This is a genomic window from Rhizobium sp. Pop5 (genome assembly GCF_024721175.1).
GTDB lineage: Bacteria > Pseudomonadota > Alphaproteobacteria > Rhizobiales > Rhizobiaceae > Rhizobium.
This window is the reverse complement of sequence record NZ_CP099399.1, coordinates 1,948,890-1,973,908: the sequence shown is the minus strand read 5'-3', so window position 1 is coordinate 1,973,908 and position 25,019 is coordinate 1,948,890. Positions and strand designations below refer to the sequence as shown.

General features: G+C 62.0%; 30 protein-coding genes. 16 read left to right on the top strand and 14 right to left on the bottom strand.

Going from position 1 to position 25,019, the window contains the following annotated elements:
• Window positions 1-40: 40 nt before the first annotated feature.
• Entirely contained in the window at window positions 41-724 is a 684-nt protein-coding gene (locus NE852_RS11945; protein WP_008525517.1) for a DNA alkylation repair protein, read from the bottom strand.
• On the bottom strand, window positions 721-1,590 hold the full coding sequence (locus NE852_RS11940) for an NAD(P)-dependent oxidoreductase (RefSeq protein ID WP_258156550.1): 870 nt from the start codon (window positions 1,588-1,590) through the stop codon (window positions 721-723). The genes NE852_RS11945 and NE852_RS11940 overlap by 4 nt, the downstream gene beginning before the upstream one ends.
• A gap of 162 nt (window positions 1,591-1,752) precedes the next feature.
• Between NE852_RS11940 and NE852_RS11935 the strand changes: the two genes are divergently transcribed.
• The 7 genes from NE852_RS11935 to NE852_RS11905 all read left to right on the top strand — a co-directional run bounded on the left by NE852_RS11935 (window position 1,753) and on the right by NE852_RS11905 (window position 5,807).
• Window positions 1,753-2,172 (top strand): hypothetical protein, encoded by a 420-nt coding sequence (locus NE852_RS11935; RefSeq protein ID WP_258156549.1) that lies wholly within the window; start codon window positions 1,753-1,755, stop codon window positions 2,170-2,172.
• Window positions 2,173-2,435: 263 nt separating this feature from the next.
• The gene (gene ssuD / locus NE852_RS11930; RefSeq protein WP_258156548.1) at window positions 2,436-3,611 is read left to right on the top strand and encodes an FMNH2-dependent alkanesulfonate monooxygenase; all 1,176 of its coding nucleotides are present in this window, start codon (window positions 2,436-2,438) and stop codon (window positions 3,609-3,611) included.
• Window positions 3,612-3,837: 226 nt separating this feature from the next.
• Window positions 3,838-4,161 (top strand): helix-turn-helix transcriptional regulator, encoded by a 324-nt coding sequence (locus tag NE852_RS11925; RefSeq protein WP_008525542.1) that lies wholly within the window; start codon window positions 3,838-3,840, stop codon window positions 4,159-4,161.
• Complete coding sequence (locus NE852_RS11920) at window positions 4,158-4,568, top strand: SRPBCC domain-containing protein (RefSeq protein WP_008525543.1); 411 nt, start codon at window positions 4,158-4,160, stop codon at window positions 4,566-4,568. Before NE852_RS11925 ends, NE852_RS11920 begins: the two co-directional genes overlap by 4 nt.
• 57 nt (window positions 4,569-4,625) lie before the next feature.
• A complete protein-coding gene (locus tag NE852_RS11915; protein WP_008525544.1) occupies window positions 4,626-4,847 on the top strand; it encodes a hypothetical protein in 222 nt (73 codons plus the stop codon).
• An 11-nt stretch (window positions 4,848-4,858) separates the two neighbouring features.
• Entirely contained in the window at window positions 4,859-5,329 is a 471-nt protein-coding gene (locus tag NE852_RS11910; protein ID WP_008525545.1) for a DUF1801 domain-containing protein, read from the top strand.
• A gap of 34 nt (window positions 5,330-5,363) precedes the next feature.
• Window positions 5,364-5,807, top strand: coding sequence for a DUF1801 domain-containing protein (locus NE852_RS11905; protein ID WP_037171069.1), 444 nt, complete (start codon window positions 5,364-5,366; stop codon window positions 5,805-5,807).
• A gap of 17 nt (window positions 5,808-5,824) precedes the next feature.
• On the opposite strand, the gene NE852_RS11900 is transcribed toward NE852_RS11905, so the two are convergent.
• From NE852_RS11900 to NE852_RS11885, 4 genes are all read right to left on the bottom strand, one after another.
• Window positions 5,825-6,301 carry an SRPBCC family protein gene (locus tag NE852_RS11900; RefSeq protein ID WP_008525548.1) on the bottom strand — a complete coding sequence of 159 codons (477 nt, stop codon included), beginning with the start codon at window positions 6,299-6,301 and terminating at the stop codon, window positions 5,825-5,827.
• Window positions 6,298-6,639 (bottom strand): helix-turn-helix transcriptional regulator, encoded by a 342-nt coding sequence (locus tag NE852_RS11895; protein ID WP_008525550.1) that lies wholly within the window; start codon window positions 6,637-6,639, stop codon window positions 6,298-6,300. The genes NE852_RS11900 and NE852_RS11895 overlap by 4 nt, the downstream gene beginning before the upstream one ends.
• Window positions 6,636-7,322 carry a glutathione S-transferase family protein gene (locus tag NE852_RS11890; RefSeq protein WP_008525552.1) on the bottom strand — a complete coding sequence of 229 codons (687 nt, stop codon included), beginning with the start codon at window positions 7,320-7,322 and terminating at the stop codon, window positions 6,636-6,638. Before NE852_RS11890 ends, NE852_RS11895 begins: the two co-directional genes overlap by 4 nt.
• A 103-nt stretch (window positions 7,323-7,425) precedes the next feature.
• Window positions 7,426-8,244 (bottom strand): methyltransferase, encoded by an 819-nt coding sequence (locus NE852_RS11885; RefSeq protein WP_008525555.1) that lies wholly within the window; start codon window positions 8,242-8,244, stop codon window positions 7,426-7,428.
• 114 nt (window positions 8,245-8,358) lie between these two features.
• Here NE852_RS11885 and NE852_RS11880 point away from each other — a divergent pair, with 114 nt between their 5' ends.
• The gene (locus NE852_RS11880; RefSeq protein ID WP_008525557.1) at window positions 8,359-9,081 is read left to right on the top strand and encodes a DUF2270 domain-containing protein; all 723 of its coding nucleotides are present in this window, start codon (window positions 8,359-8,361) and stop codon (window positions 9,079-9,081) included.
• Window positions 9,082-9,138: 57 nt separating this feature from the next.
• Here the strand turns inward: NE852_RS11880 and NE852_RS11875 are convergent, their stop codons facing one another.
• From NE852_RS11875 to NE852_RS11860, 4 genes are all read right to left on the bottom strand, one after another.
• On the bottom strand, window positions 9,139-9,405 hold the full coding sequence (locus tag NE852_RS11875) for an usg protein (protein WP_008525560.1): 267 nt from the start codon (window positions 9,403-9,405) through the stop codon (window positions 9,139-9,141).
• 217 nt (window positions 9,406-9,622) lie between these two features.
• Window positions 9,623-10,453 carry an ABC transporter permease gene (locus tag NE852_RS11870; protein ID WP_008525562.1) on the bottom strand — a complete coding sequence of 277 codons (831 nt, stop codon included), beginning with the start codon at window positions 10,451-10,453 and terminating at the stop codon, window positions 9,623-9,625.
• The gene (locus NE852_RS11865) at window positions 10,450-11,256 is read right to left on the bottom strand and encodes an ABC transporter permease (protein WP_008525565.1); all 807 of its coding nucleotides are present in this window, start codon (window positions 11,254-11,256) and stop codon (window positions 10,450-10,452) included. Before NE852_RS11865 ends, NE852_RS11870 begins: the two co-directional genes overlap by 4 nt.
• A gap of 113 nt (window positions 11,257-11,369) precedes the next feature.
• Window positions 11,370-12,143, bottom strand: coding sequence for a transporter substrate-binding domain-containing protein (locus NE852_RS11860; RefSeq protein WP_008525567.1), 774 nt, complete (start codon window positions 12,141-12,143; stop codon window positions 11,370-11,372).
• A gap of 332 nt (window positions 12,144-12,475) precedes the next feature.
• Here NE852_RS11860 and NE852_RS11855 point away from each other — a divergent pair, with 332 nt between their 5' ends.
• Window positions 12,476-14,719, top strand: coding sequence for an OmpA family protein (locus NE852_RS11855; protein WP_258156547.1), 2,244 nt, complete (start codon window positions 12,476-12,478; stop codon window positions 14,717-14,719).
• A gap of 112 nt (window positions 14,720-14,831) precedes the next feature.
• Here NE852_RS11855 and NE852_RS11850 read toward each other — a convergent pair whose 3' ends face one another.
• Window positions 14,832-15,590: an alpha/beta fold hydrolase gene (locus tag NE852_RS11850; protein WP_258156546.1), complete on the bottom strand. Its 759-nt coding sequence runs from the start codon at window positions 15,588-15,590 to the stop codon at window positions 14,832-14,834.
• A gap of 50 nt (window positions 15,591-15,640) precedes the next feature.
• A complete protein-coding gene (locus tag NE852_RS11845; protein ID WP_258156701.1) occupies window positions 15,641-17,413 on the bottom strand; it encodes a cytochrome c biogenesis protein DipZ in 1,773 nt (590 codons plus the stop codon).
• A gap of 358 nt (window positions 17,414-17,771) precedes the next feature.
• Here NE852_RS11845 and NE852_RS11840 point away from each other — a divergent pair, with 358 nt between their 5' ends.
• The 6 genes from NE852_RS11840 (at window position 17,772) to maiA (ending at window position 22,494) form a co-directional block, all read left to right on the top strand.
• The gene (locus NE852_RS11840) at window positions 17,772-18,818 is read left to right on the top strand and encodes an alpha/beta fold hydrolase (RefSeq protein ID WP_008525591.1); all 1,047 of its coding nucleotides are present in this window, start codon (window positions 17,772-17,774) and stop codon (window positions 18,816-18,818) included.
• Between the two features lie 120 nt (window positions 18,819-18,938).
• Window positions 18,939-19,679: a response regulator gene (locus tag NE852_RS11835; RefSeq protein ID WP_008525593.1), complete on the top strand. Its 741-nt coding sequence runs from the start codon at window positions 18,939-18,941 to the stop codon at window positions 19,677-19,679.
• Entirely contained in the window at window positions 19,676-20,998 is a 1,323-nt protein-coding gene (locus tag NE852_RS11830; protein ID WP_008525595.1) for an ATP-binding protein, read from the top strand. Before NE852_RS11835 ends, NE852_RS11830 begins: the two co-directional genes overlap by 4 nt.
• Before the next feature lie 188 nt (window positions 20,999-21,186).
• Window positions 21,187-21,603 (top strand): organic hydroperoxide resistance protein, encoded by a 417-nt coding sequence (locus NE852_RS11825; protein ID WP_008525597.1) that lies wholly within the window; start codon window positions 21,187-21,189, stop codon window positions 21,601-21,603.
• Window positions 21,604-21,691: 88 nt separating this feature from the next.
• Window positions 21,692-21,862 carry a hypothetical protein gene (locus NE852_RS11820; RefSeq protein WP_008525598.1) on the top strand — a complete coding sequence of 57 codons (171 nt, stop codon included), beginning with the start codon at window positions 21,692-21,694 and terminating at the stop codon, window positions 21,860-21,862.
• The gene (gene maiA, locus NE852_RS11815; RefSeq protein WP_008525600.1) at window positions 21,859-22,494 is read left to right on the top strand and encodes a maleylacetoacetate isomerase; all 636 of its coding nucleotides are present in this window, start codon (window positions 21,859-21,861) and stop codon (window positions 22,492-22,494) included. The genes NE852_RS11820 and maiA overlap by 4 nt, the downstream gene beginning before the upstream one ends.
• Before the next feature lie 48 nt (window positions 22,495-22,542).
• Here maiA and NE852_RS11810 read toward each other — a convergent pair whose 3' ends face one another.
• The gene (locus tag NE852_RS11810) at window positions 22,543-23,532 is read right to left on the bottom strand and encodes an aldo/keto reductase (RefSeq protein WP_008525602.1); all 990 of its coding nucleotides are present in this window, start codon (window positions 23,530-23,532) and stop codon (window positions 22,543-22,545) included.
• A 14-nt stretch (window positions 23,533-23,546) separates the two neighbouring features.
• Window positions 23,547-23,942, bottom strand: coding sequence for a cupin domain-containing protein (locus NE852_RS11805; protein WP_008525604.1), 396 nt, complete (start codon window positions 23,940-23,942; stop codon window positions 23,547-23,549).
• A 113-nt stretch (window positions 23,943-24,055) separates the two neighbouring features.
• Between NE852_RS11805 and NE852_RS11800 the strand changes: the two genes are divergently transcribed.
• On the top strand, window positions 24,056-24,949 hold the full coding sequence (locus NE852_RS11800; protein ID WP_008525605.1) for a LysR family transcriptional regulator: 894 nt from the start codon (window positions 24,056-24,058) through the stop codon (window positions 24,947-24,949).
• The last annotated feature ends 70 nt before the right edge of the window (window positions 24,950-25,019 follow it).

Genomic DNA, 25,019 nt, shown 5'->3' with positions numbered 1-25,019 from the left:
CGCCGCGGTTTATCGGGAATGCGGCAAAGCGTGATCTTCTCTAGTTCAGCCGCGCCAACAGCTTTTCGCCTGAGAGTTCCCTGACGGCATCCTTGCCGATCCAGCGGGCGGTTTTATCGGAGCTTTCCGCCAAGCGCGTCGCAAGTGTCAACGCCGGCGCATGGCAGGCTCGGCTGCGCTTGCCGATGCTGCGCAGCGCCCAGTTGACCGCCTTGCGCACGAAGTTGCGGGAATCGCGGGCGTGAGCTTCGATCAAGGGCAACCAGGCGAGGAGTTCGGTGTCCGGATCATCTTTCCTATGAACGGCGGCGCCTGATATCATGGCGAAGGCGGTGCGGCGGACGAATTCGCGTTCGTTAGCCGCGAATTCCCGTATGAGCTCATCCAGTCGGGCCTCGACGAAGAGATCGGCGGCGCAATCGACGATCTCCCAAGAGTTGAAATCATTGGCCCAATGGCGGGCTTCTTCCATCATCAGCCGCTTCGGCTCGGCGGTGTAGAGGGCGAGCAGGCGAGCTTCGCGGACATCGCTTTGCCAGAGTTCCATCGCCCTGAGGTGATCTTTCCTAACCTTCTTCGCCACCGCCCTGACATCGGGATTGGAAATACCGAGAGCGGTGTCAGTGACGATACCGAAACGCGCCATGGCGGCGACGTTCTCCTCCGAGCGCAGCGTTTGCAGATACGCGATCAGTGCGGCTGCGTCGGAGGAGGGGCCGATCATTTTTCGAGGCGGGCAAGCAGCGAGGACGTATCCCAGCGATTGCCGCCCATCGCCTGGACGTCGCCGTAGAACTGGTCGACGAGGGCGGTGACCGGCAGCTTGGCGCCATTGCGGCGGGCTTCGGTGAGCACGATGCCGAGATCCTTGCGCATCCAGTCGACCGCGAAGCCGAAATCATATTTGCCCGCATTCATGGTCTTGTGGCGGTTTTCCATCTGCCAGGAGCCAGCTGCCCCCTTGGAGATGACTTCGACGACCTTTTCGATATCGAGGCCGGCGCTTTTGCCGAAATGCAGGCCTTCGGCAAGTCCCTGGACGAGGCCGGCAATGCAGATCTGGTTGATCATTTTGGTGAGCTGACCGGAACCGGCAGGCCCCATCAGGCCGACCATGCGGGCATATGCGTCGATAACCGGCCGTGCGCGTTCGAAGACGGCTGCGTCTCCTCCGCACATGACCGTGAGAACGCCGTTTTCGGCGCCTGCCTGGCCCCCGGAAACGGGAGCGTCGATGAAATCGATACCTTTTTCTTTGGCCGCCGCATAAAGCTCACGGGCGACCTCGGCGCTGGCAGTGGTGTTGTCGATCAGCACCGAACCCGGCTTCATGCCGTGCAGGGCGCCGTTCTCACCCGATGTCACCGAGCGGAGATCCTCGTCGTTGCCGACGCAGACGAAGACGAAATCGGCGCCGGCGGCGGCTTCGGCCGGGGTGGGGGCGGATTTGCCGGAAAATTTCTCCGCCCAGGCGGCGGCCTTTTCGGCCGTTCTGTTGTAGACGGTAACATCGTGGCCGCCCTTCGTCTTCAGATGACCCGCCATGGGAAAGCCCATGACGCCGAGACCGATGAACGCGACTTTTGCCATATGTCCTATCCTTTTCTGAGTGAGATGCCTGAGGATTAACCGAAACGGCGGGGTCGGAAAAGCCGTGAAGGCAGAGTTCCTTCCGATTGCGGCATATCAGGCTGGCCGCCGCCTGGCCGAGCCCTAGATTGGCGAAAAGGCACAATGTGTCCGGGAGGTGTCATGAGCGAGATTCCCACGATCAAGCCACGGCGCAAAGGCCGCAGCGGCATGCAGGCGATGCTTATTCCGTCGCGAGGGATGGTCGCAGAGCAAATTCGGTCGGCGCCGGAAGGTGTCGTCACCGAAGCAGCCGTCATCCGCCGCCGTCTTGCTGCCCAGTATGGTGCGGATGCCTGCTGCCCGGTGACCGTGCAGCGGCATTTGCGTGTGATCGCCGAATTGTCCTTCGGGGCGCTGGAGAAGGGGGAGGCGCTCTCAGCGGTCACGCCCTATTGGCGCATGGTCGATCCGGCGAGCCTGCTTGCAAAACGTCTTGCCGGTGGTCCTGCCTTCATTCGCGAGCGGTTGGCGGCCGAAGCCGAGGGGGAAAGCGGAGCAGGGCGCCGAACGGGGAAAATTATTCCCCGAAGCGGCTTGTAATGGCAAATTGATATTGTCGATATAATCTGTAGGCTATGTCAGTATTGCTGCGATCGAGGGCCGTCGGGAAGCAGCGGCCGATCGACAGGATATTTCAGATGCTCAGGTGCAGACAGATGTCAGGCTTTCCTACCGCCGCCACCGCGATCCTCCCAAGCATTCGCGCGGCGGCGGTGTGGCGGGCGCCCTGTGTCTCGTCGCTTGCCGAGAGCCAGTTCAGCCTCGAGCGTTGATTTTCGAATTCGCAGCAAAGGACCATTTCCATGACAGCCACATCCGATCCTATCAATTTCCTCTGGTTCATTCCGACATCGGGCGACGGAACCTATCTTGGTTCCTCGGATCTCAATCGCGCGCCAGAGATCGGCTATCTCACGCAGATTGCCCAGGCCGTCGACCGGCTCGGCTATTCCGGCGTGCTGCTGCCGACAGGGGTCGCCTGCGAAGAATCCTTCGTGACGGCGGCGGCACTCGCGGCCAAGACCGAGAAGCTGCAGTTCCTCGTGGCGATCCGTCCGGGCACGGCATCGCCTGCCTATTACGCGCGTCTCGCAACGACACTCGACCGGATTTCCAACGGTCGCCTGCTGCTCAATATCGTCGTCGGCGGCAGTCCGGCGGAGCTTGCCGGCGACGGCATCCATCTCGAGCATGACGAGCGTTATGCCCATGCCAAGGAATTCTTCACCGTCTTCGAGGAACTGCTGGACAAGGGCACGGCCAGCCTCGACGGCAAATATATCAAGGCGACCAATGCGCGTCTCGGCTTTCCCTCAGTGCAGAACCCGCGCCCGCCGCTCTATTTCGGCGGTTCCTCGGATGCCGGGATCGATTTCTCGGTCGGCCGCGTCGACAAATACCTGACCTGGGGCGAGCCGCCGGCTGATGTGGCCGAGAAGATCACCAAGGTGCGCAAGGCCGCGGCAGAGCGCGGCCGCGAAGTGACGTTCGGTATCAGGCTGCACTTCATCGTGCGTGAAACCGACGAGGAGGCCTGGGAGGCGGCCGAGCGCCTGATCCGTCATCTCGATGACGAGACGATCCGCGAGGCGCAGGAGCGCTTCGTCCACGAATCCGACTCAGTCGGCCAGAAACGCATGGCTGCGCTTCACGGCGGCCGTCGCGACAAGCTCGAAGTCTCGCCGAACCTCTGGGCCGGCGTCGGCCTGGTGCGCGCCGGCGCGGGTACCGCGCTTGTGGGTTCACCGAAGACGGTGGCCGCGCGGCTGCGCGAGTATCAGGAGATCGGCATCGATACGGTGATCGGGTCCGGCTATCCGCATCTCGAAGAGGCCTATCGCGTGGCCGAGCTGCTTTTCCCCGAACTCGACATTACCCGCGAGCAGCAGCGACTTGCCTTCAACAACGAGTTCGGCCGCAAGCAGGTCTTCGCCGGCGGCAGCCATGGCGGCAATCTGAAAGTTGTCTCCGGTTCCTGAGTTCGAGCAAAAACGCAGAGTATGATATCGCCGGAAGCCGTCTGTGGCTTCCGGCGATTTTTTTGGGGTTGCCATTCAGACTGGCGATTGGCGACAACACATAGCCAATGAGGTATTCTTTATGCCCGTTTTCTTCTCGATTGTCATATCATATGGTTCGGCGCTTGACATACGTATATCTCGATGGCTATAGGTTTATTCATAGCCGCATAGGTATGGATATCAAATGTCAAACGCTCAAGACATGCTCTTCAGGACGCTTGCCGATCCGACTCGGCGGGCTCTTTTCGAGCGGCTGTGCCGCGAAGGGGAGAAGACGGTCGGGGCGTTGACGGAGCGCGCCGGGGTTTCGCAGCCTGTTGTTTCGAAGCATCTTGGGCTTCTGAAGCAGGCTGGGCTGGTGCGTGATCGTCATGAAGGGCGCCAGACCCATTACAGCGCTCAGCTCGGCGCGCTTGCGCCGCTCGTCGACTGGACAAGTGAGATGGCCGGATTCTGGCAACGCCGTTTCGACGCTCTCGAAGATTTGCTGAAGAGGATGGATCAATGAACGATACCTCGACTGAAATACGTTCCGTTGTCATCGAAAGGGAGATGCCCTTTCCCGCGGAGAAGATCTGGCGGGCGCTGACCCAGCCGCACCTGATCCAGGAGTGGCTGATGAAGAGCGATTTCAAACCTGTTGTCGACCATCGCTTCAACTTCAATGCAGATTGGGGCTCGGTCGATTGCCGGGTTCTCGAAGTGGAGCCAAACAAGACGCTTGCTTACAGCTGGGGCGCCTATGGCCTCGAAACCGTCGTCACCTGGACGCTTACGCCGACAGGCGCGGGCACGCATCTGCGCATGGAGCAGGCGGGTTTCCGGGCGGACCAGCGGCAGGCTTATGGCGGAGCCAGGAGCGGGTGGCCGCAGTTCTTCGACAAGCTGGAACAGGTGCTGGCGCGGACGGAGTGAGGGGCTCGGTCGAGCTGACAGCCCACCGCCCGGGTGCGTTTTGAGGAGGAATTCCCATTGAACTGGAACAACTGGTTTCGGCAGATCCACCGTTGGGTGTCCATCGCCTTTACCGTGGCCGTCATAGTCAATATCATCGCCATGGTGCAGGAGAAATCGACCGTATGGGTGGGGCTCTTGGCGCTGCTGCCGCTCTGCCTGCTTCTCGTGACAGGTCTCTATATGTTCGTGCTGCCCTATGTAGAGAAGCGGCGCGACGTGGAACGCGCCGGCGGATAGGAGTAAACGCTATGGCGGGCAGAACGTCGAAAGCCGCGGAGAAGGTGACGAAGAAGACTGCCTCCAGGCCGATGGCCGCGGGGCCAACCCTTCTTTCGGGAGGCAACCCGCAGATAGCCAAAGGCTACGGCGACGCTTCCGTCCAGGCCTATATTGCCGCCATGCCGGGCTGGAAGAGCGATATCGGACGCCGCCTCGATGCGCTGATCACCGGCACCGTGCCCGGCGTCTCCAAGGCGGTCAAATGGAACTCGCCCTTCTATGGCATGGAAGGGCAGGGCTGGTTCCTCGGCATCCATTGCTTCACGCATTACGTCAAGGTGGCTTTCTTCAAGGGAGCCTCGCTTAATCCTCTTCCGCCGGGCGCGTCCAAGCAGAAAGAGGTGCGCTATCTCGATATCCGCGAGGGCGACCCGATCGACGAGGCGCAGATCGCCTCCTGGGTGGAGCAGGCGAGCCGGCTGCCTGGTGAACGGATGTGAGAGAGTCGGGCCGAGTGACGGGAGAGAGATGATCATGAAGAAAGCGACGGCGAGCATGAAGAAGATCGATTCCGGCGAGGAAAAAGAGGGAGCCTCACCTTCTCAGTTGATCGATGCGCGGATCGGGGAACTCGGTGATTGGCGCGGCGAAATGCTTGCGCGGGTTCGAGCGCTCATCAAGCAGGCCGAACCCGATGTTGTCGAGGAGTGGAAATGGCGGGGGGTTCCGGTGTGGGAGCGCGCCGGCATCATCTGCACCGGCGAGACCTATAAGAGCGTGGTGAAGCTGACCTTTGCCAAGGGAGCATCGCTGGAGGATCCTTCGGGACTGTTCAATTCCAGCCTTGAAGGCAATACCCGGCGTGCCATCGACTTCCACGAGGGCGACAAGATCGACGAAGAGGCGTTGAAGGCGCTCGTTCGCGCCGCTTCGGCGCTGAACACGTCGGCGCGGGGGAAGAAATCAAGCGGCGCCTGAGACTTGCCTCGGCTCGCCTAATGGAGCGGACTCATCTCGCGCTCGAGAAACAGTTCGAGATTGTCGAGGCCGATCTTGGTGCCTTGAAGGCGGGCGCCGTTGTCGGGGTAACCGTCGAGGAAGACCACCTGCTCGGTGAAGATCATCTTGGTGCCGCCGGGGGCGGCCTTGAAGGTGACGGTGGCGAGCGAGGCGGAGATACGGGTTTGTCCGAGTTTCATCTCGTAGGCATAGACGATACGGGTATCGGGCACGATATCGATGTAATGGGCGTCATAGGCGTGCAGCAGCCCATCGGTGTCGGCGACATAGTTTCTCTCCGTGCCTCCGGGGCGGAAATCGAGCGCATATTCCAGCGGCGCCCAATCGCCATGGCAGGCGAACCATTGGCGCTTGGACTCCGGCATCGACCAGGCGCGGAAGACCCGGGCGACCGGCGCCTTCAGGCGGCGCTCGATGACGAAGGTGGTATGTTCGGCGGTTCGGGTCGTCATTCGGGAAGTGTCTCCGTTTCATCGGCGAGAAGTTGGTCCAACCTGTCGAAGGCGGCGGTCCAGCGGGCCTTTCGCTGCTCCACCCAGCGCTCGACGGCGGCAAGAGCATCCTGCTGCAGGCGATAGGTCCGCACCCGGCCGGACTTTTCCGAAAGCACGAGGCCGCTTTCCTCCAGCACCTGCAGATGTTTCATCACCGTCGGCAGGGCGACGGCGAGCGGCGCGGCCAGTTCGGTCACTGTGGCCGGGCCGCGGCCGAGCCGGTCGATCATGCCGCGACGGCTGCGGTCGGATAGCGCGTGGAACATCCGGTCGAGATCCGCCTGGCTTTCGATCATTCGGCTGCATCCCGGAAGCGGGCCGGCAGCTTCTCATGATAGGGATAGAACTTGAAATAGGGGCGGGCCTCTTCCAGAGCCCTTGCGAAGGAGGGACGCGCCACCAGCCTGTCGTAATAGGCGCGAAGCTTCGGCTGATCCGGTGAAAACGGAACCAGCGTCTCGGCATAGAAGAGGGCCGGGGCGGCGGCGCAATCAGCCATGGTGAAGGCGTCGCCCGTTATGTAAGGGCTTTCGCCCAGCTGCTTTTCGATCATGGCATAGGCGGTTGCGAGCGTCGTTCTGGAGGCTGCCGTCTCGATTTCGTCCGCCTTGCCCTCGGGGCGCAGACGATTGATGACGAGCCTCTGCACCGGCACCTGGACATAATGGTCGAAGAATCGGTCCCAGAGGCGGACCTGCAGCGCCCGGTCGATTTCCAGCGGCAGCAGGCGCGCGGGACCGGGATAATAGTGATCGAGATATTCGATAATGATCGACGTCTCGGGAATGGTACTGTCGCGCGCCTCGTCCCTGAGCAGCGGTATCTTGCCGACTGGCCAGAAGCGGAAGAGATCGGCGCGCGATGTCTCGTCGGAAAGGTCGACGAGACGGTTTTCGAAGGGGGTGCCGTTCTCGTAAAACGCGATCAGCACCTTGTGGCAGAAGGAGGCGAGCGGATGTCCATAGAGCACGAGTGACATGCGGCGACCTTTCTATCGTTACGATAAACTTTACCGATCGACTAAGTATCAGGTCGGGTGAGATCGCGCAACAAATACTTCACCGAATGGGCAAGTATCGCCATCAGCCGATATGGCGGGCGATCACCAGTTGGCCAGGGGTCGGCTGGCCCTCTTCCATGCGCACGTTGATATCCGACATCTCAACGAGTTCGAAACCGGTGGCTGTCAGGCGCTCCCTCACATAGGCGTCGGCATGGGCGAAACGCTGGTGCGGACCGACCATATAGGCGCGGCCGGCGAAACTATCCTCGGGCAGCGTTTCGGAGGAAAAGACGAACAAGCCACCCGTCGTCAGGTTCTCGGCGGCGCCAAAGAACAGCGGTTCGAGCGCGCCGAGATAGGGCAGCACGTCGGTGGCGGTGATGAGATCGAAGGCTTCCTCATCGTTGTCCTCAAGGAAATCCTCGACTTCGGCGACGAAGAGCGTCTCGTAGAGGTCTTTTTCATGGGCGATCTCGACCATCTTCTCGGAGATGTCGATGCCGGTCATATCAGCGCAGAGATCACGCAGTGCGCCGCCGGTCAGACCGGTGCCGCAGCCGAGGTCGAGCAGACGCTTGAACGGCCCGAGCTTCAACGCCTGCAGGCGCTGGCGCACCAGCATCGGCACATGATAGCCGAGTTGCTCGACGAGGACGTCCTCGAAGACCTCGGCGTGCTGGTCGAACAAAGTCTCGACATAGGCGTCGGGCGCCTTGGCCGGCGTTTCGCCCCGCCCCATCGCGGCGATGCGCACGGCAGCGCCACCGTGATCGTCGGGATCGAGCGCGAGGACCTCCTCATAGGCTGCCACCGCCGCGTCGATATCGCCTGATTTCTCCAGCGCCAGCGCGCGGTTATAGGCTTCGCCAAGGGCTTCTTCGTCGATCTTCTTTGCCATTGCCGTCTATCGTCCTTCTGTTTGAGGCATGGCTCTACGGCGGCTTTCGATATTTTGCAATGGCGTGGCGACTGGCGCAGAATGGCCGAAAAGAAGACGAAGCGAGGAACAGCTATGGACATGGAACAAGACAAGGTGTCATCGGCCCGGGAAAGCCACGGCGCGCAGGAGCTGCTGCCCGGCACACCGGCCGAGGTCACCAACACGCTCATTCATTACTACCGGGGTGAACTTGGCCGAATGACCAGCTGGCGCGATCGCATCGACCGAACGTCGAACTGGGCGATCACCGTGGTCGCAGCACTGCTGTCGGTGTCGCTGTCGACGCCGACCTCGCATCACGGCGTGCTGTTGTTCGGGATGATGCTGGTGACGCTGCTTCTGATGATCGAGGCGCGGCGCTATCGCTTCTTCGATATCTACCGCGCCCGGATCCGCCAGATCGAGCGGTGCTATTTCGCACAGATCCTGGCGCCCGACGCCAAGGCCGGCAGCGAATGGGCCGCGGTGATCGCCAACAGTCTGCGACACCCGCGCTTCCTGCTCAGCTATTCGGAAGCGATGCACCGACGGCTCAAACGCAATTACGGCTGGATGTATTTCATCCTGTTTCTTGCCTGGTGCCTGAAGATCTCGACGCCGAAACTGCAGACGGAGGGCGTGGCGGCGCTGCAGGCGCACTCATGGAGCTATGTCATCGACAACGCCGTGCTCGGGCCGCTTCCCGGGCTTGCGGTCATCGCAATCGTCGTCACCTTCTACCTCGGCATCGTTTGTTTCGCCCTGCGTCCCGATCGCGACGAAGGCGAATTCGGCCATGGCGAGGCGCATGTGTGATCAGAGCATGATGGCGAAAACTCTCACGGTTTTTCGGACGATATCAATCATCCTGCTCTAATGCAGGATGAATTCGCCCTTCAGCGCCCGCCATTCGGTTGCCGAGATCAGCTTGCGGTGGACGTAGCGCACCGAATGCAGCGGCCCGTCGAGCTTTTCCTGCCAGAACTTGAGGAAACCGCGCATCTCGGGAAAATCTGGAGCCAAGTCATAGTCCTGCCAGACGTAGCTCTGCAGGATCGCCGGGTGATCCGGCAGATGGTAGAGAATCTGGGCGGTCGTCAGGCCATAGCCCTGCAGCTGCTTTTCCATATCCTTGTGCATCGTGTTCTTCTTTTCGTTCCCACTCGCGCTTTTATTAGCGCTACGTGAAATGAAAACACATGGGTGGTTAACGCAAGTTTAACAGATGCGACACGCAGGAGATATTGTTTTTGTTTTCAATGACTTAGCAGCATGGTACGGCGAGTGCTGCTAAGCCGGCTTTCGTTTGATGCATGCCGTTATCCAAAACAGATGTACAGCTTTGGAGCGTCATGCGTCAGCGTTTCAGATGGCGGGTCAGGCGGCGCTCGATCCAGGCCCAGAGATGGCGCAGCGCCTCGACGATCGAGAGGTAGAAGATCGCCGCCCAGAGATAGGTCTGGTAGTCGAAGGTGCGGGAGAAGGCGTAGCGGGTCTCGCCCATCAGGTCGAGCACGGTGATGATGGCGACGACGGCCGAGCCCTTGATCAGAAGGATGATCTCGTTGCCGTAGGGGCGAAGGGCGACGATCAGAGCCTGCGGCAGGATGATCTTGCGGAAGGCGATCACCTGGTGGATGCCGAGGGCCGCGGCTGCCTCGCGCTGGCCATGCGGTACGCTTTCGATCGCGCCACGCAGGATTTCCGCCTGATAGGCCGCGGTATTGATCGTCATGGCGAAGATGCCGCAATACCAGGCGTCGCGGAAGAACCACCAGATGCCGACCGCCTCCAACTGCGGTCGGAACACGCCGAGGCCGTAATAGACCAGGAAGAGCTGGGCTAGCAGCGGCGTGCCGCGGAAGAAATAGATGTAGCCATAGGCGAGCCAGTTCAGCACCTTGTTTTTCGACAGGCGCGCCGTGGCAAGCGGCAGCGACAGGACGGCGCCGCAGACAACCGAAATGGCCACGAGGCTAAGCGTTATCCCCAGGCCGTGCAGGTAGCGCGGCCCGTAACGGGTGAACTTATCAGGATCCCAGCCATTGATGACGGTGAAGACCAGCAGCGCGGCGAACAATGCCCAAAATGCGACGAAGATATAGCCGGCGAGGCGGGCCGCCGTCATCGGCTTTGCCACCTCGCGTGGTGCGGGCTGCGGCGGGATCAGTGTTTCGGCGTAGCTCATCGGCGGACCTCCGAACGCTTGGCCCAGCGGTCGATATAGACGAGCAGGAAGGAGGAGAGGATGGCGAGCACCAGATAGAGACCGCAGGCGATGCCATAGAAGAAGAAGGGTTCCTTGGTGACTCGCACCGCCACACTCGTCTGACGCAGGATATCAGCGAGGCTGATGATCGAGACGTAGGAGGTGTCTTTCAGCAGCACCATCCAGAGATTCGTCAGGCCGGGCAGCGCGATGCGCACGAGCTGCGGGAGGACGACGAGGCGCAGCGTACGGCCGCGATGGAAGCCGAGCGCATCTCCCGCTTCATATTGACCCTTGGGAATGGCGCGGAACGCCGACAGCAGCACTTCCGAGCAATAGGCGGAGAAGACCACCGACAGCGCGATGACGCCGGCGAGAAAGGCATTGATCTCGATCGGCGGCCCGACATAGCCGGCAAGTTCCAGAAGAGACTGGATAAGCATCTGCATGCCATAATAGATGATGAAGAGCGTCAGAAGCTCCGGCAGCCCGCGAAAAATCGTGGTGTAGATGCCTGCTGCCAACCGCAGCGATTTCTCTTCCGACTGCTGGCCGAGCGCCACCAGGAAACCGATGACGAGGCCGATCGGCAGGGTGACGATAGCGACCGATACGGTGACCTGAAGGCCGAGTGCGATCTCGTCGCCAAAGCCGGTGTCGCCACAGGCCAGAATCGTCGACTGACCCAACCAGGTGAAGATGCCGACAGGTCCGCATAGCGGATCGAAGATGTGCACAAGTGAGCTCCAGAAGGAGCCAAGCGCGGAAAATAATCCGCCCATGCGAGAATTCCCCTCACGGCTTTTGCCGTTTTAATCTTGCCACCTTTGTCAAACAAAAATGGCGGAAGAGCAAGCCTCCCGCCATTAGCTTCATCGGCCAGATACCGAATTTCTCATTCGCCGTAAACGTCGAAGTCGAAGTACTTGTCCTGGATTTTCTTATACTCGCCGCTGGCGCGGATCGCAGCGATCGCCGTGTTGAGCTTTTCCTTCAGCGCGTCACCCTTGCGGATGGCGATACCGGCGCCGTTGCCGTTGATTTCCTTGTCGACCGGCAGGGTCGTCAGGATCTTGCAGCAGGCACCGGCGTCGGACTTGACCCATTCGGAGAGAACGACGACGTCGTCGATGACGGCATCGACACGACCGCTTGAAACGTCGAGCTTGTATTCGTCAGCCGTGGGATAGAGCTTCAGTTCCGTGTCGGCGAGGTGCTTCTCGGCGTAGTTGGCATGCGTCGTGGAGGTCTGCGCGCCGATCACCTTGCCCTTGAGGCCGGCAACGTCGGTGATCTTGGAGTCCTTCGGCACGGCGATGGCCGGAGGGGTGTTGTAGTACTTGTTGGAGAAGTCGACGAGCTTGAGACGCTCAGGGGTGATCGACATGGACGAGACGATCATGTCGAATTTCTTGGCGTTGAGCGCCGGGATGATGCCGTCCCAGTCGGTGCTGACGAAGGTGCACTCGGCCTTCATTTGGGCACAGAGCGCCTTGGTGATATCGATATCGAAGCCCTGGATCGTGCCGCTGGCGTCAACGAATTCGAAGGGCGGGTAGGTCGAATCAGTCCCGATCACATATTTCTCGCCGTCGGCCATGGCCGAGCCGGCAAAGAGAGACATCGCCGCAATCGAGGCTGCCGCGAAAATACGGGTGGAAATACGCATGAGGATCCTCTCTGTTGGTAGCCATCGCGCTTTTTTCTCTTGGGCTGACGGCTGCTGCTCAACGGTGACGGGCACCGCCTTGTGCCGATAATCAGACTTTTTCTCATAGAATTGCAATAGAAATTCCCGCGCAATTTGCGGCGCAAACAGCAGGCGAGATGAACCTCGGCAGACTGCAACATTCACGCGAGGTTAATCCCCGACTTCCTAGAACCGGAACAAATCGGCGGTTTGGCACTTAGTCATTTCGCCGTTTCGCCTCAATGCATAGCTAGGGGCGGAAGCGGGGCCTATCGGCCTTCAGGAAGCTCAAACAGGATCGAGGATACCCGATGGGCATGAAATCAAGATTGTTCGCAAGTGCGGCTTTTCCGCTGCTTTCCCTTTCGTTGGCTCTGCAGCCTGCATCGGCGATGGCGGCTGTGCGCGGCGTTGAGACGCAGGCAGCCGCCGTGCGGCAAGTCGAGCAGGGGAGCTTCGAGGTTGCCCAGGATGCGCCTCAGGACGCGCCTTCCGAAGAAGAGCTGCTGAAGAAGAAAAAGCACAAGGAGAAGCAGGAGGCCCCGGCCGAACAGGCCCCAGCCGCCGAGAAGCCGAAGGAAGCGCCTGCGGAAAAGCCGAAGGCCGAAGCACCGAAGGAGGCTCCTGCGCCTGAACCCAAGGCCGCGCCGGAGCCCAAGGCAGCACCCGAACCCAAGGCAGCACCAGAGCCACCGAAGGCCGAAGCGCCGAAAGAGGCGCCGGCGGAACAGCCCGAAAGCAAGCCCGCGCGGAAAGCCAAGCAGGAGGCCCAGCCCGAGGCAAAGCCGGAGGCCGCGCCGCAGCAGGAACAGCAGCCGTTAACGCAGGAAAAGCCGAAGAAATCCAAGAAGCCCGAAGCTCAGCAGGCCGAGCCCGAGGCGCAGCCCGCGCCCGAACAGCAGCCGGCCGCAAAGGAAGCCCAGCCGCAAACGGAGCAGGCCGCACCTGAGGCCAAGCCGGAAGGCAAGCAGCGCCCGCGCGATAAAGGCAAGGGCAAGGCCGAAACCGCCGCTCCCGAGGCGGTGACGCCGACCGAAGAGCAGGTCAAGCCCGAAGCCAAACCCGAAGTCAAACCGGAGGCAAAACCCACAGCCGAAGCGCCGGCCGAAAAGAAGCCCGCAGCCGGCGAGACCGTTGCGCCCGCAGATAAGGCGACCCAGGAGAAGGCGACCCAGGAGAAGGCGACCCAGGACAAGGCTGCTGCCCCGGAAGCCGCGCCGGTCGAAAAACCGAAGGAAGGTACAGCGGCAAAGCCTGCCGGCGAGCAGCCCGCCGGCGCACAGCCGGCCGCACCTGCCACCGATACCGCCCAGCCGCTGCCGAATGCCAGCGGCGGCCAGCAGGTGGAGCAGGCCATTCCTGCACCCGAGAAGGTTTCGCCCGAGGAGCTGCAGCGCCGCAAGAAGATCGCGGAAGATCCGGCCAAGAGCAGCGAGACCGTCGTGCTGCCGGTCCAGAACGGTGCCGCCGTGCTCGACAGCGACAAGGATGCCGATCGCAGCAAGGGCCGCGAAGGCCGCCGTGACCGCGACAAACAGCGCGCCGACAGCAAGGACTTCAAGGTGCCCACCTCCGATGCCGAGGCGCAGGCCGCCACGGCGGGCGTAGCGGCGCCCTCAGTCAAGATCGAGGCTGTGACCAGCGAGAAGGGCACGAGGCTCGACGAACGACCGCAATTCGCCCGTCCGAACGAGGTGCGCATCGACAACCGCACCGAGGACAACCGCACGATCATCCAGTACAACAATCAAATAATCGTTCGCAGCGACGACGACAGGCGGTTCCTGCGCGATGGCGAACGGCCGACCTATGAAGAGCTTTCGGGCGACCGCTACCGCGAGACGATCACGCGACCGGAGGGCTATCGCATCGTCACGATCCGCAACCGTTACGGCGACATCATCCAGCGGTCGCGCGTCGATGCCCGTGGGCGCGAGGACGTGCTCTATTATTCGCCGGAACTCTACGACGATCCGGACCGCGATTATTTCGAGGATCCGGGCGCTAACCTGCCACCGATGCGCCTGCGCGTACCGCTCGACGACTACATCATCGACACCCGCAGCGACCCGAACCGGGACTATTACGAGTTCCTGAGTGAGCCGCCCGTCGAGCCGGTGGAGCGTGTCTATTCGCTTGATGAGGTGAAGTATTCGGCCCGTATCCGCGACAAGGTGCGCCGCATCGACCTAGACACGATCACCTTTGCGACCGGCAGTGCCGATATCCCGATGACCCAGGCGCGCACGCTGCGCAAGGTCGCCGACGCGATCAGCCAGGTGCTGAAGAAAGATCCGAGCGAGACCTTCCTGATCGAGGGGCATACGGATGCGGTCGGCTCCGACCAGAGCAACCTGGTCCTTTCCGACCAACGGGCGGAATCGGTCGCCAACGTGCTCACCGACGTCTACGGGATCGCGCCGGAAAACCTGGCGACGCAGGGCTACGGCGAGCGTTACCTGAAGGTCAATACGTCAGGTCCCGAACAGGAAAACCGGCGTGTCACCATCCGCCGTGTCACCGCGCTGGTTCGGCCGGTAGCTGCCAACCGGTAATGATATGGCGCCCCTCTCCATTCGTGGGGAGGGGCAGCTGGTTTTGCTCTTCCGGGCTGAAAAGCACGGCTTGCTCTCTCTCCTCCTCAGCGGGGAGAAGAGACTCGGAGTTCTACTCGCCGACCTTCTTGGCCGCCTTTTCGATGATGTCGGCGACCTTTTCCGGTTGGGAGGCGAAGACGGCGTGGCTGGCCTTGATTTCGGTCACGTCGCTGCCGGCGCGTTTTGCCATGTCGCGCTCAAGATCCGGGTTGATGGCGCGGTCTTGGGTGGCGACGATCGACCAGCTGGGTTTGGTCCGCCATGCCGGTTCCGTGATCTTGGCGGAGAAGGCCTGCTTTGAGGCGAAGACCTGCGACCTTGCCAGGAAGTCTGCTTCGGCTTTCGGCAGATCGGCTGCGAAATCTGCCGCGAAGGCGCCGGGGTCCAGGTAGAGATATTTGCCGTCCTTCGTTTCCTTTATGTCCATGCTGCCGGTGGGCTTCGAGCTCGCGAGGCTCAACACGCTTTCGCCCTTGTCGGGCTGGAAGGCCGCGACATAGACGAGGCCCGCGACGGCGGGATCGTTGCCGGCCTGGGTGATGACCATACCGCCATAGCTGTGCCCGACGAGCAGGCTCGGCCCTTCCTGCAGGTCGAGAACGCGCTTCGTCGCGGCGACATCGTCGTCGAGAGAGGTGATGGGCTCCTGAACGATCGTGACCTCAAAGCCGCGCTTCTGAAGGATCTCTGTCACCTCACGCCATCCCGAACCGTCGGCGAGCGCGCCGTGGACGATGACGATGTTCTTGACCGGGGCAGCCTCGGCGGCAAATGCGATGGCGCTGGCGGCAAGGGCGCAGGCTGCGGTGAAAATGGGACGTCTATTCATGGTGTCACTCCTTTAGTTGCGGTTGGGGATTGGATGGATGCGTTTCGGGTTCAGCCGAACGTGAAGGCGTAGGCCTGGACGCCGGGATCGAGGAAGCGGATTTCGAAGTTGCGGGCGGTGACGGCGCCGGACTGGCGCACCAGCTGGTAGAGCCTTGTCGCGGTCACCGTGCCGTTGCCGTCGGCATCGATGTCTGAGCCGTGGTCGGCGCCCGGCGCCTTGCCGTCGACCTTCACCTGGAACCGGATCTGTTTGCCGTTGTCGCCGGGTCCGAGAACGAGATGCAGGTCGCGGGCGCTGAAGCGATAGGTGATGCCGCCGCCCGGCTGATCGAGTGTCGCCTGATCCCGGCCGACAGTCCAGCTTCCCGAGAGGCCCCATCCGTTGAGGTCCGGTTCACCGATCGAATAGTTTTGCGGGGCATCGGCCCGCAGCCCCTCTGGAGAGGCGAAATTCGCGGCCTGTTCGTAGCCGAGATAAGTCTCCCCGGAGCGGATGTTGTGCAGATCGGGACTGGCTTCCGCACCCTTGGCGTCGGGGACGACCGGCGCACTTGCCTTCATTTGGCTGCCGGCCTCGCGCAGCAGGTCCTGAATGGCCTTTTCCGTGCTGCCATAATTGCCTTCACCGAAATGATGGTAGCGGACCTGGCCCTTGGCATCGATCAGGTAGGCGGCAGGCCAGTAGCTGTTTTCGAAGGCGCGCCAGATTTTGTAATTATTGTCGATCGCAACGGGGTAGCCGATCTGGAAGTCGCCGACTGCCTTTTTGACGTTGTCGATCTTCTTCTCGAAGGCAAATTCCGGGGCGTGGACGCCGATCACGACGAGACCTTGATCCGCATATTTTTCCGCCCAGGCTTTGACATAGGGGATCGTGCGAATGCAGTTGATGCAGGAGTAGGTCCAGAAATCGACGAGGACGACCTTGCCGCGCAATTGCTCTGCGGTCAGCGGCTTCGAGTTCAGCCATTCGACAGCGCCGTCGAGCGAAGGCGCATAGCCCTCGACCGGCAGGTCGCTGCGGAACGGCTTCTTCGCATCGGCTGCGACGATCGCGGCATCGTTGCTCGCCACTTCGGAAGTGCTGCCGAGAGGCTTTGCATGCAGCCGGTCGAGCACTGCCTGCTCCACGGACGCGGTGCTGGCATAGGAGAGGCGGGAGAGCAGGCTGGTGTCGAGGCCGAGTGCAATGACGGCAACGCCCGCCAGCACGGCCGCACCGAGCACCTGGCGAATCCGGTTGCCGAGGCCGAGAGAACGCTTCATGGCGGCGAAAATCTTTCCGCCGACAAGCAGGGCGACGGCAAGAGAGGTTGCGGCGCCGGCGGCATACGCGATCAACAGAAAGGTCGTTTGCAGGTTGGCACCCTGCAGCGCAGCGCCTGTGAGAACAAGGCCGAGGATCGGCCCGGCGCAGGGCGCCCAGAGCAGGCCGGTGGCGACGCCGAGGATGAGCGCGCTTTTCACCGTCGGCGCGGTGCGCCCGCCGCCGCCGGCGTTGACCAGATTGTTTCCGAGGTCGACGATCGGCCGGGCAAGCGTGCTTGCGAAGCGCGGTGAAAGCAGGCTCACGCCGAAGAGCGCGAGCAGGACGATCGCGGCAAGCCGGCCATATTCATTGGCGCGGATGGCCCAGCTGCCGCCGACTGCGGCGAGCGTGGCGACGAGCGCGAAAGTGGCGGCCATGCCCGTCAGCATCGGCAGCGTGCTCTTGACGAAGGGCTGTCCGGCGCGGGCGAAGACGAACGGGAGGATGGGGAGGATGCACGGGCTGAGGATGGTCAGTGCGCCTCCGAGATAGGCAATGATCAGAAGTGTCATCATCGTTTCCTTTGAACCGATTGATCGGGCTCTGGACGGCGATGGGCCTGAACCAGCAACGGCGGCGATGTAGCCTGGCAGGCGTATCCCCGATGTGTCCGGTTTTGCGGGAAAGTGTACCGAAATGTTGTGACGGGAGGCGGCCGATACAAAGCGATACAAACTGCCATTCTGACGCTGGCGGCGACGAAAACGGCTGCGATCGGCGTGATGCTTTTTCGGGACGGTGTGATTGTATCAGAATGTATCCGGGCCGCCGAAAGCTACATCCGCATTCAAAAACCGACCGCGTGCGACATACGGGCGACACAAGTGGAACGTCTTTTGAGCGTCGTGATCAATTCGACTGGAGAGACCGATGTCAGAGCAAATCAACCATCACCGCCGCCGTTTCTTTGGCATGACCGCAATTGCGCTTGCGGCAGTCGAATTCGGCGTTGCCGGCACGGCCGCCGCCAACTCGGCGCCTGCCGCATCCCTGCCTGACGTGAAGGCTGGTACCAATACGTCGTTTGAAGCGCTGAAGCAGATCAAGACTGAGATGCTCGATATCGGTTATGCCGAGGCGGGGAAGGCGGATGGCCCGGTCGTGTTGCTGCTGCACGGCTGGCCCTATGACATCTATAGCTTCGTCGACGTCGCGCCGCTGCTCGCTTCGGCCGGATACAGGGTGATCGTGCCCTATCTGCGCGGCTACGGCACGACCCGGTTCCTGGATGACAAGACGCCGCGCAACGGCCAGCCTTCGGCGCTCGCTGCCGATATGATCGCCCTGCTCGACGCGCTTGATATCGAGAAGGCCGTGATTGCCGGCTACGACTGGGGCGGGCGGACAGCCAACATCATGGCGGCACTGTGGCCGGAGCGCTGTAAGGCGATGGTATCGGTCAGCGGCTACCTGATCGGCAGCCAGGAGGCCAACAAGAAGCCGCTTCCGCCGAAGGCCGAACTTGCCTGGTGGTATCAGTTCTATTTTGCCACCGAACGCGGTCGCCTGGGCTATGCGAGCAACACGCACGATTTTGCAAAGCTCATCTGGCAGACGGCCTCGCCGAAGTGGAATTTCGACGACGCGACATTCGACAGATCCGCGGCCGCCTTCGACAATCCCGATCACGTCGAGATCGTCATCCATAATTACCGCTGGCGTCTTGGCCTGGTCGACGGCGAGGCGAAGTACGACGCCTATGAGACGCAGCTTGCCGCCCTGCCGATGATTTCCGTGCCGACGATCACGATGGAAGGCGACGCGAACGGCGCGCCGCATCCCGAACCCTCCGCTTATGCCGGAAAGTTCTCCGGCAAATACGAGCATCGCACGATCGGCGGCGGCATCGGCCACAACCTGCCGCAGGAGGCGCCGCAGGCTTTCGCGCAGGCAGTCATCGACGTCGATCGCTTCTGATCGCGGGACAGGCTGTCGAGCCTCGTTGCTCGGGCCGACAGAATATGCGTAGGTCGCGTCTGACGCTTCGTCTGATGAACGAGACGAGGGCGCGGCCAGATCGTTGGGGAATAGGCAAATATGGATCATGTCGATCACATCCTGATCGTCGACGACGATCGTGAAATCCGCGAACTGGTCTCGGGCTATCTGCAGAAGAATGGCCTCAGGACCAGCGTTGCGGCAGACGGGCGCCAGATGCGCAGCTTTCTCGACGCCAATGCCGTCGACCTGATCGTGCTCGACGTGATGATGCCGGGCGACGACGGGCTGGTGCTCTGCCGCGAACTGCGCTCCGGCCGGCACAAGGCGATCCCTATCCTTATGCTGACGGCCCGCACCGACGAGATGGACAGGATCCTCGGGCTGGAGATGGGCGCCGATGACTATCTTGCCAAGCCCTTTGCCGCGCGCGAGCTTCTCGCCCGCATCAAGGCGGTGCTGCGGCGCACGCGCATGCTGCCGCCCAACCTGCAGATCAGCGAGGCGGGGCAATTGCTGACCTTCGGCGACTGGCGCCTCGATACGGTCGCCCGTCACCTCCTCGATAAAGACGGGACCGCGATTGCACTGAGCGGGGCCGAATACCGCCTGCTTCGTGTCTTCATCGACCACCCGCAGCGGGTGCTCAACCGCGACCAGCTCCTGAGCCTGACGCAAGGGCGTGACGCCGAGCTTTTCGATCGCTCGATCGATCTCCTCGTCAGTCGCCTGCGGCAGCGGCTGGGCGACGATGCGCGCGAACCGACCTACATCAAGACGGTGCGTAGCGAAGGCTATGTGTTTTCGGTTCCGGTTGAAATTTCGGAGCCGCGCCAATGAGGGCTGATATTCCTATCTTGTCGGGTCTGACGTGGCCGAGCACGCTGCGATCTCGGATTTTTCTCATTCTGCTGGTCGGCCTGGCTTTCGCCTACGGGCTCTCCTTCAGCGTGCTCTACATGGAGCGCACCATGTCGGCCAAGGCGGTGATGCTCGGGACGCTGGAGGACGATGTCGCGACCTCGATCGCTGTTCTTGATCGGCTCGCGCCGAGCCAGCGTGTTGATCTGGTGGATCGGCTGGGCCGGGGCAATTACCGCTTCGTGCTCGGGCCTGGAATGTCCGGCGTCCCCGACACATCAAGCAAGGGTGCCGAGATCCTCGGAAAGATCGAGGAGGCTGTCGGCCATCGCTTTCCAATCCGCATCGAACGGATACCCGGCGAGGTAAGCCGGTTGCAGGCGCATCTGACGTTGAGCGACGGAAGTCCGCTGACGATCGATGTCACGCCGAAAGGGGTGATGCCGATCGCCACATGGCTGCCCTATGTCTTCGCCGTGCAGATGGCCTTGCTCGTCCTCTGCACCTGGTTTGCAGTTCGCCAGGCGATCCGCCCCCTCGGCGAACTTGCCGCAGCCGCGGATGCGCTCGATCCCGACAAGGACAGTCCAGCCCTGAGCGAAGCGGGTCCCAGCGAAGTGGCGCATGCGGCGAGGGCATTCAACGCGATGCGGGAGCGGATCGCCCATTACCTTGAAGAGCGCGTTCAGATCCTGGCGGCGATCTCACACGATCTGCAGACGCCGATCACCCGCATGCGGCTGCGCGCCGATATGGCCGAGGATTCACCTGAGAGAGACAAGCTGGTGCACGATCTGGCCGAGATCCAGCGCCTCGTTCAGGACGGCATAGCCTATGCGCGCAGCGCTCACGGCAGCGGCGAAAAGGACGCCCGCATCGATCTCGCCTCGTTCATCGACAGCATAGCCTATGACTACCAGGACACCGGAAAGGCCGTCACGGTCGTCGGCCTCGTCGAAGGTGCTGCCCATACCAAGCCGCATGCACTTCGCCGCATCCTGTCGAATTTCATCGACAATGCATTGAAATTTGCCGGAGCCGCCGAGATCAGCGTCCTGCGCGGCGCGGAAGGCGATACCGTCATCACGGTCATGGATCGCGGGCCGGGAATTCCGGACGATATGCTCGAGGCTGCCATGCAGCCTTTCTTCCGGCTTGAGCAATCCCGCAACCGTGAGACCGGCGGCACAGGGCTGGGCCTTGCGATCGCCCAGCAGTTGACGGCAAAGATCGGCGGATCGCTGCGGCTCTACAATCGCGCCGGCGGCGGACTGGCGGCGGAAGTCACCCTTCGGTGATGATGTAGCCGCCGGAAGTTTCACGAACGTTTTGTACGGGAAGATGTCGCGGATGCCGGATGCTACATTCTGTGACATTTCGGCCGAATCCGGAAACATGCCCGAAATATCAGCCGGTCAAACCACACTCCGTAACCCGGCCGCGCCGCGGCCAGTCGCGGATAGCGACACAACACAAGGAGTGTTCCATGACAAAGATCGACAAGGTCCTCTACACCGGCAAGACCCATACAACAGGCGGCCGTGAAGGCGCTTCACACAGCGACGACGGGGAACTGAACATCAAGCTGTCGCCTCCCGGCAGCAGCCGCGCCGGCACCAATCCCGAACAGCTTTTCGCCGCCGGCTGGTCCGCCTGCTTTATCGGCGCGATCGGCTTTGCTGCCGCCAACCAGAAGGTCAAGCTGCCGGCTGATCTTGCCGTCGACGCCGAGGTCGATCTCGGATCGGGCAATGGCGGCTACTTCCTGCAGGCCAGGCTGAAGGTGAGCATGCCTGGGATCGCAGCGGATGTCGCGAAGGCGATTATCGAGGAGGCTTATCAGACTTGCCCATACTCGAAGGCGACGCGCGGCAATATCGATGTCGACCTGATCGTCGCCTGATTGGTCTGGCGGCTTGCAGAAGCCTGCAGGCAATTAGGATTGAAACGGCGAGGGCGAGGCCAACCGGCCTCGCCGATTGGAGGATTTGATGAGATTGATGATCATCTGCATTCTGGGGGCAGCGGTTTTTGCCGCGCCGTGCATCTATGACGTAAGCTCGAAGGAGCCTTCGCCGCTTGCGGGCCTGATGACCGCAGCCGCGGCTTCTTCTCCGGGAGAGCAGGCGCTCTTCCGATGGCAGCAGGGAGAAAGACAGTGAAGCTTTATCAGAACGAAATTTCCTCGGCGACATCGAGAGTTCGGATCGCGCTCGCCCTGAAGGGACTGACGGCGGAAGCGCTGCCGGTCACTATTCTCGGCGAAGAGGCCGAGAGCCGGCAGGCCGGATATCGCAGCGTCAACCCGCAAGGGCTGGTGCCGGCCTTGCTGACGGATAGCGGCGTGCTGATCACCCAATCGCTGGCGATCGTGGAATATCTTGATGAGGTTCAGCCGCAGCCGCCGCTGCTGCCCGATACGGCCGAAGACAGGGCGCATGCCCGCTCGATCGCGCTGGCGATTGCGGCCGAGATCCATGCGCTGCTGCCGCCGCGGATCGGCCTGCATCTCAAGACGGCCTTCCAGGCCGATGCCGATGCGATTGCCGCCTGGAGCCGTCACTGGATCGGCGAGGGCATGGCCGCCGTCGAGACGATGATCGCCGGCCGCAGGCGAGGGGCTTTTGCCATCGGTGACCGGCCCGGCATTGCCGAGATCTTCCTCTTCCCGCAGGCAATCAGCGCCCGGCGGCTGGGCTTCGATCTCGCCCGGTGGCCTAATATCGGGGAGATTGTCGGCAGGCTGGAAACCATACCGGCATTCCAGGAGAATGCGCCGGCGCCGAGGAAATGACTTGACCGTTGAAGAAGCGACCGCTGGTGACGGCGGCCGCTTCCCTTCTCAACGGTTGACCCGTGCCTGCAGATGCGCGGGGTAACGATCGCCTTCCACCTTGATCGTGGTGAGCGCGCTTTCGATGCTGGCGAGGTCGTCAGCCGTCAGTTCGACTTCGGCGGCTCGGATGTTCTCCTCAAGGCGATGCAGTTTGGTGGTGCCGGGGATCGGTACGATCCAGGGCTTCTGCGCCAGCAGCCATGCCAGCGCCACCTGAGCGGAGGTCGCCTGCTTGCGCTTGGCGATCTCAGCCAGGAGATCGACGAGCGCCTGATTGGCCTTTCGCGCCTCCTGCGAGAAGCGCGGCACGATGTTGCGGAAGTCCTTGCTGTCGAAGGTGGTCGTCTCGTTGATCGCGCCGGTGAGGAAGCCTTTGCCCAGCGGGCTGAAAGGAACGAAACCGATGCCGAGTTCTTCGAGCACCGGCAGGATGTCCTGCTCCGGCTCGCGCCACCACAGCGAATATTCGCTCTGCAGCGCTGTCACCGGCTGGACGGCATGGGCGCGGCGGATCGTCTGGACACCTGCTTCGGAGAGGCCGAAATGCCGGACCTTGCCTTCGGCGATGAGGGCTTTGACCGTGCCGGCGACATCCTCGATCGGAACGTCCGGATCGACACGGTGCTGGTAGAACAGATCGATGACATCGGTCTTCAAGCGTTTCAGCGCCTGATCGGCAACCGCGCGGATCTGTTCCGGCCGGCTGTTCATGCCGCTCTGGCCGCCATTGGCATCGAGGTCGAAGCCGAATTTGGTGGCGATCACCACTTCGTGGCGGAAGGGCGCGAGGGCCTCGCCCAGAAGCTCTTCGTTTTTGTACGGCCCATAGGCCTCGGCCGTGTCGAAGAAGGTCACGCCGCGTTCGAAGGCCTGCCGGATCAGTGCGACCGCTTCCTGAATGCCGGTCGCCGGTCCATAACCGTAGCTCAGTCCCATGCACCCGAGGCCGATGGCCGAAACCTGAAGTCCGCTCTTTCCGAGTTCACGTCTCTGCATTGCCGTTTCCTTTCCTAACCCTGGTATTCGGTGTCGGTGACATGCTCCATCCAGTCGACGACCTTGCCGTCGACGTGTTCCTGGATGGCGATATGGGTCATCGCGGTTGTCGGTGCAGCGCCGTGCCAGTGGCGTTCGCCCGGCGCGAACCGGACGACGTCGCCGGCGCGGATTTCCTCGACGGGCCCGCCTTCGTGCTGGACGCGGCCGCAACCCGACGTGACGATCAGCGTCTGACCAAGGGGATGGGTGTGCCAGGCGGTGCGGGCGCCGGGCTCGAAGGTAACGCTGGCGCCAGCCGCGCGAGCCGGATCGGTAACCTGAAAGAGAGGATCGATGCGCACGGCGCCGGTGAACCAGTCTGCCGGCCCTTTGCCGGAAGGCTGCGAGCCGCTTCGCTTGATTTCCATGGGTTTTCCTTTCCGATCTGCGGCTGGTCCGCCGCGATGGAGAGTATTTAGCCGATGCGGCCGGTGCCGATTAGATGGTATAAACGGCAAGAACCTATGAGAAGGATTCATGAATGCCGCGATCCTCCGTCAACGACCTTATCGCCTTCCTCGCCGTTGCGCGTGAGCAGAGCTTCACCAAAGCGGCGGCCAAGCTCGGCGTGTCGCAATCGGCGCTCAGCCATACGATCCGCGGGCTGGAGGAGCGGCTCGGGCTGCGGCTCCTGACGCGCACGACACGCAGCGTTTCGCCGACGGAGGCCGGTGAACGCCTGCTCGTCACCATCGGTCCGCGGATCGATGAGATCGACACCGAACTGGCCGCGCTCAGCGCATTCCGGGAAAAGCCGGCCGGCACCATCCGCATCAATGCCGGTGAGCATGCGGCGGATGCGGTTCTCTGGCCCGCTTTGGAAAACCTTCTGCCCGATTATCCCGATATTCATGTCGAGATCATCGTCGATTACGGCCTGACCGACATCGTCGCGGAGCGCTACGATGCGGGCGTGCGGCTGGGGGAGCAGGTGGCGAAAGACATGATTGCGGTGCGCATCGGCCCCGAAATGCGCATGGCGGTGGTCGCCGCGCCCGCCTATTTCGAAAGGCGGCCAAAGCCAATGTCGCCGCAGGATCTGACAGACCACAACTGCATCAACCTGCGCCTGCCGACCTATGGCGGCGTTTACGCCTGGGAGTTCGAGAAGGACGGGCGCGAGCTGAAGGTGCGCGTCGAAGGGCAGCTGACATTCAACAATATCGCGCTGCGGCTGAACGCGGCGCTGGCCGGAGCGGGGCTGGCATATATGCCGGAGGATGCCGTGCGGGCGCATCTAACCGACGGACGGCTGGTGCGTGTGCTGGAGGACTGGTGCGCGCCGTTTCCCGGCTATCACCTCTACTATCCGAGCCGCCGGCATGCCTCTCCGGCATTCGCCCTCGTCGTCGATGCGTTGCGCTATCGGGGATAGAGCCGGGATTCTCATAGGCCCGCCTGCGAGCGGGTCTCCACGCGGCCCTCTATTCCAGCGTCCCGGCAGG

Excerpts from the sequence above, each read along its gene's own strand:
- NE852_RS11945 (WP_008525517.1), bottom strand. The coding sequence starts at position 724 with ATGATCGGCCCCTCCTCCGACGCAGCCGCACTGATCGCGTATCTGCAA.
- NE852_RS11940 (WP_258156550.1), bottom strand. The coding sequence starts at position 1,590 with ATGGCAAAAGTCGCGTTCATCGGTCTCGGCGTCATGGGCTTTCCCATG.
- NE852_RS11935 (WP_258156549.1), top strand. The coding sequence starts at position 1,753 with ATGAGCGAGATTCCCACGATCAAGCCACGGCGCAAAGGCCGCAGCGGC.
- ssuD (WP_258156548.1), top strand. The coding sequence starts at position 2,436 with ATGACAGCCACATCCGATCCTATCAATTTCCTCTGGTTCATTCCGACA.
- NE852_RS11925 (WP_008525542.1), top strand. The coding sequence starts at position 3,838 with ATGTCAAACGCTCAAGACATGCTCTTCAGGACGCTTGCCGATCCGACT.
- NE852_RS11920 (WP_008525543.1), top strand. The coding sequence starts at position 4,158 with ATGAACGATACCTCGACTGAAATACGTTCCGTTGTCATCGAAAGGGAG.
- NE852_RS11910 (WP_008525545.1), top strand. The coding sequence starts at position 4,859 with ATGGCGGGCAGAACGTCGAAAGCCGCGGAGAAGGTGACGAAGAAGACT.
- NE852_RS11905 (WP_037171069.1), top strand. The coding sequence starts at position 5,364 with ATGAAGAAAGCGACGGCGAGCATGAAGAAGATCGATTCCGGCGAGGAA.
- NE852_RS11900 (WP_008525548.1), bottom strand. The coding sequence starts at position 6,301 with ATGACGACCCGAACCGCCGAACATACCACCTTCGTCATCGAGCGCCGC.
- NE852_RS11895 (WP_008525550.1), bottom strand. The coding sequence starts at position 6,639 with ATGATCGAAAGCCAGGCGGATCTCGACCGGATGTTCCACGCGCTATCC.
- NE852_RS11890 (WP_008525552.1), bottom strand. The coding sequence starts at position 7,322 with ATGTCACTCGTGCTCTATGGACATCCGCTCGCCTCCTTCTGCCACAAG.
- NE852_RS11885 (WP_008525555.1), bottom strand. The coding sequence starts at position 8,244 with ATGGCAAAGAAGATCGACGAAGAAGCCCTTGGCGAAGCCTATAACCGC.
- NE852_RS11880 (WP_008525557.1), top strand. The coding sequence starts at position 8,359 with ATGGACATGGAACAAGACAAGGTGTCATCGGCCCGGGAAAGCCACGGC.
- NE852_RS11875 (WP_008525560.1), bottom strand. The coding sequence starts at position 9,405 with ATGCACAAGGATATGGAAAAGCAGCTGCAGGGCTATGGCCTGACGACC.
- NE852_RS11870 (WP_008525562.1), bottom strand. The coding sequence starts at position 10,453 with ATGAGCTACGCCGAAACACTGATCCCGCCGCAGCCCGCACCACGCGAG.
- NE852_RS11865 (WP_008525565.1), bottom strand. The coding sequence starts at position 11,256 with ATGGGCGGATTATTTTCCGCGCTTGGCTCCTTCTGGAGCTCACTTGTG.
- NE852_RS11860 (WP_008525567.1), bottom strand. The coding sequence starts at position 12,143 with ATGCGTATTTCCACCCGTATTTTCGCGGCAGCCTCGATTGCGGCGATG.
- NE852_RS11855 (WP_258156547.1), top strand. The coding sequence starts at position 12,476 with ATGGGCATGAAATCAAGATTGTTCGCAAGTGCGGCTTTTCCGCTGCTT.
- NE852_RS11850 (WP_258156546.1), bottom strand. The coding sequence starts at position 15,590 with ATGAATAGACGTCCCATTTTCACCGCAGCCTGCGCCCTTGCCGCCAGC.
- NE852_RS11845 (WP_258156701.1), bottom strand. The coding sequence starts at position 17,413 with ATGACACTTCTGATCATTGCCTATCTCGGAGGCGCACTGACCATCCTC.
- NE852_RS11840 (WP_008525591.1), top strand. The coding sequence starts at position 17,772 with ATGTCAGAGCAAATCAACCATCACCGCCGCCGTTTCTTTGGCATGACC.
- NE852_RS11835 (WP_008525593.1), top strand. The coding sequence starts at position 18,939 with ATGGATCATGTCGATCACATCCTGATCGTCGACGACGATCGTGAAATC.
- NE852_RS11830 (WP_008525595.1), top strand. The coding sequence starts at position 19,676 with ATGAGGGCTGATATTCCTATCTTGTCGGGTCTGACGTGGCCGAGCACG.
- NE852_RS11825 (WP_008525597.1), top strand. The coding sequence starts at position 21,187 with ATGACAAAGATCGACAAGGTCCTCTACACCGGCAAGACCCATACAACA.
- NE852_RS11820 (WP_008525598.1), top strand. The coding sequence starts at position 21,692 with ATGAGATTGATGATCATCTGCATTCTGGGGGCAGCGGTTTTTGCCGCG.
- NE852_RS11810 (WP_008525602.1), bottom strand. The coding sequence starts at position 23,532 with ATGCAGAGACGTGAACTCGGAAAGAGCGGACTTCAGGTTTCGGCCATC.
- NE852_RS11805 (WP_008525604.1), bottom strand. The coding sequence starts at position 23,942 with ATGGAAATCAAGCGAAGCGGCTCGCAGCCTTCCGGCAAAGGGCCGGCA.
- NE852_RS11800 (WP_008525605.1), top strand. The coding sequence starts at position 24,056 with ATGCCGCGATCCTCCGTCAACGACCTTATCGCCTTCCTCGCCGTTGCG.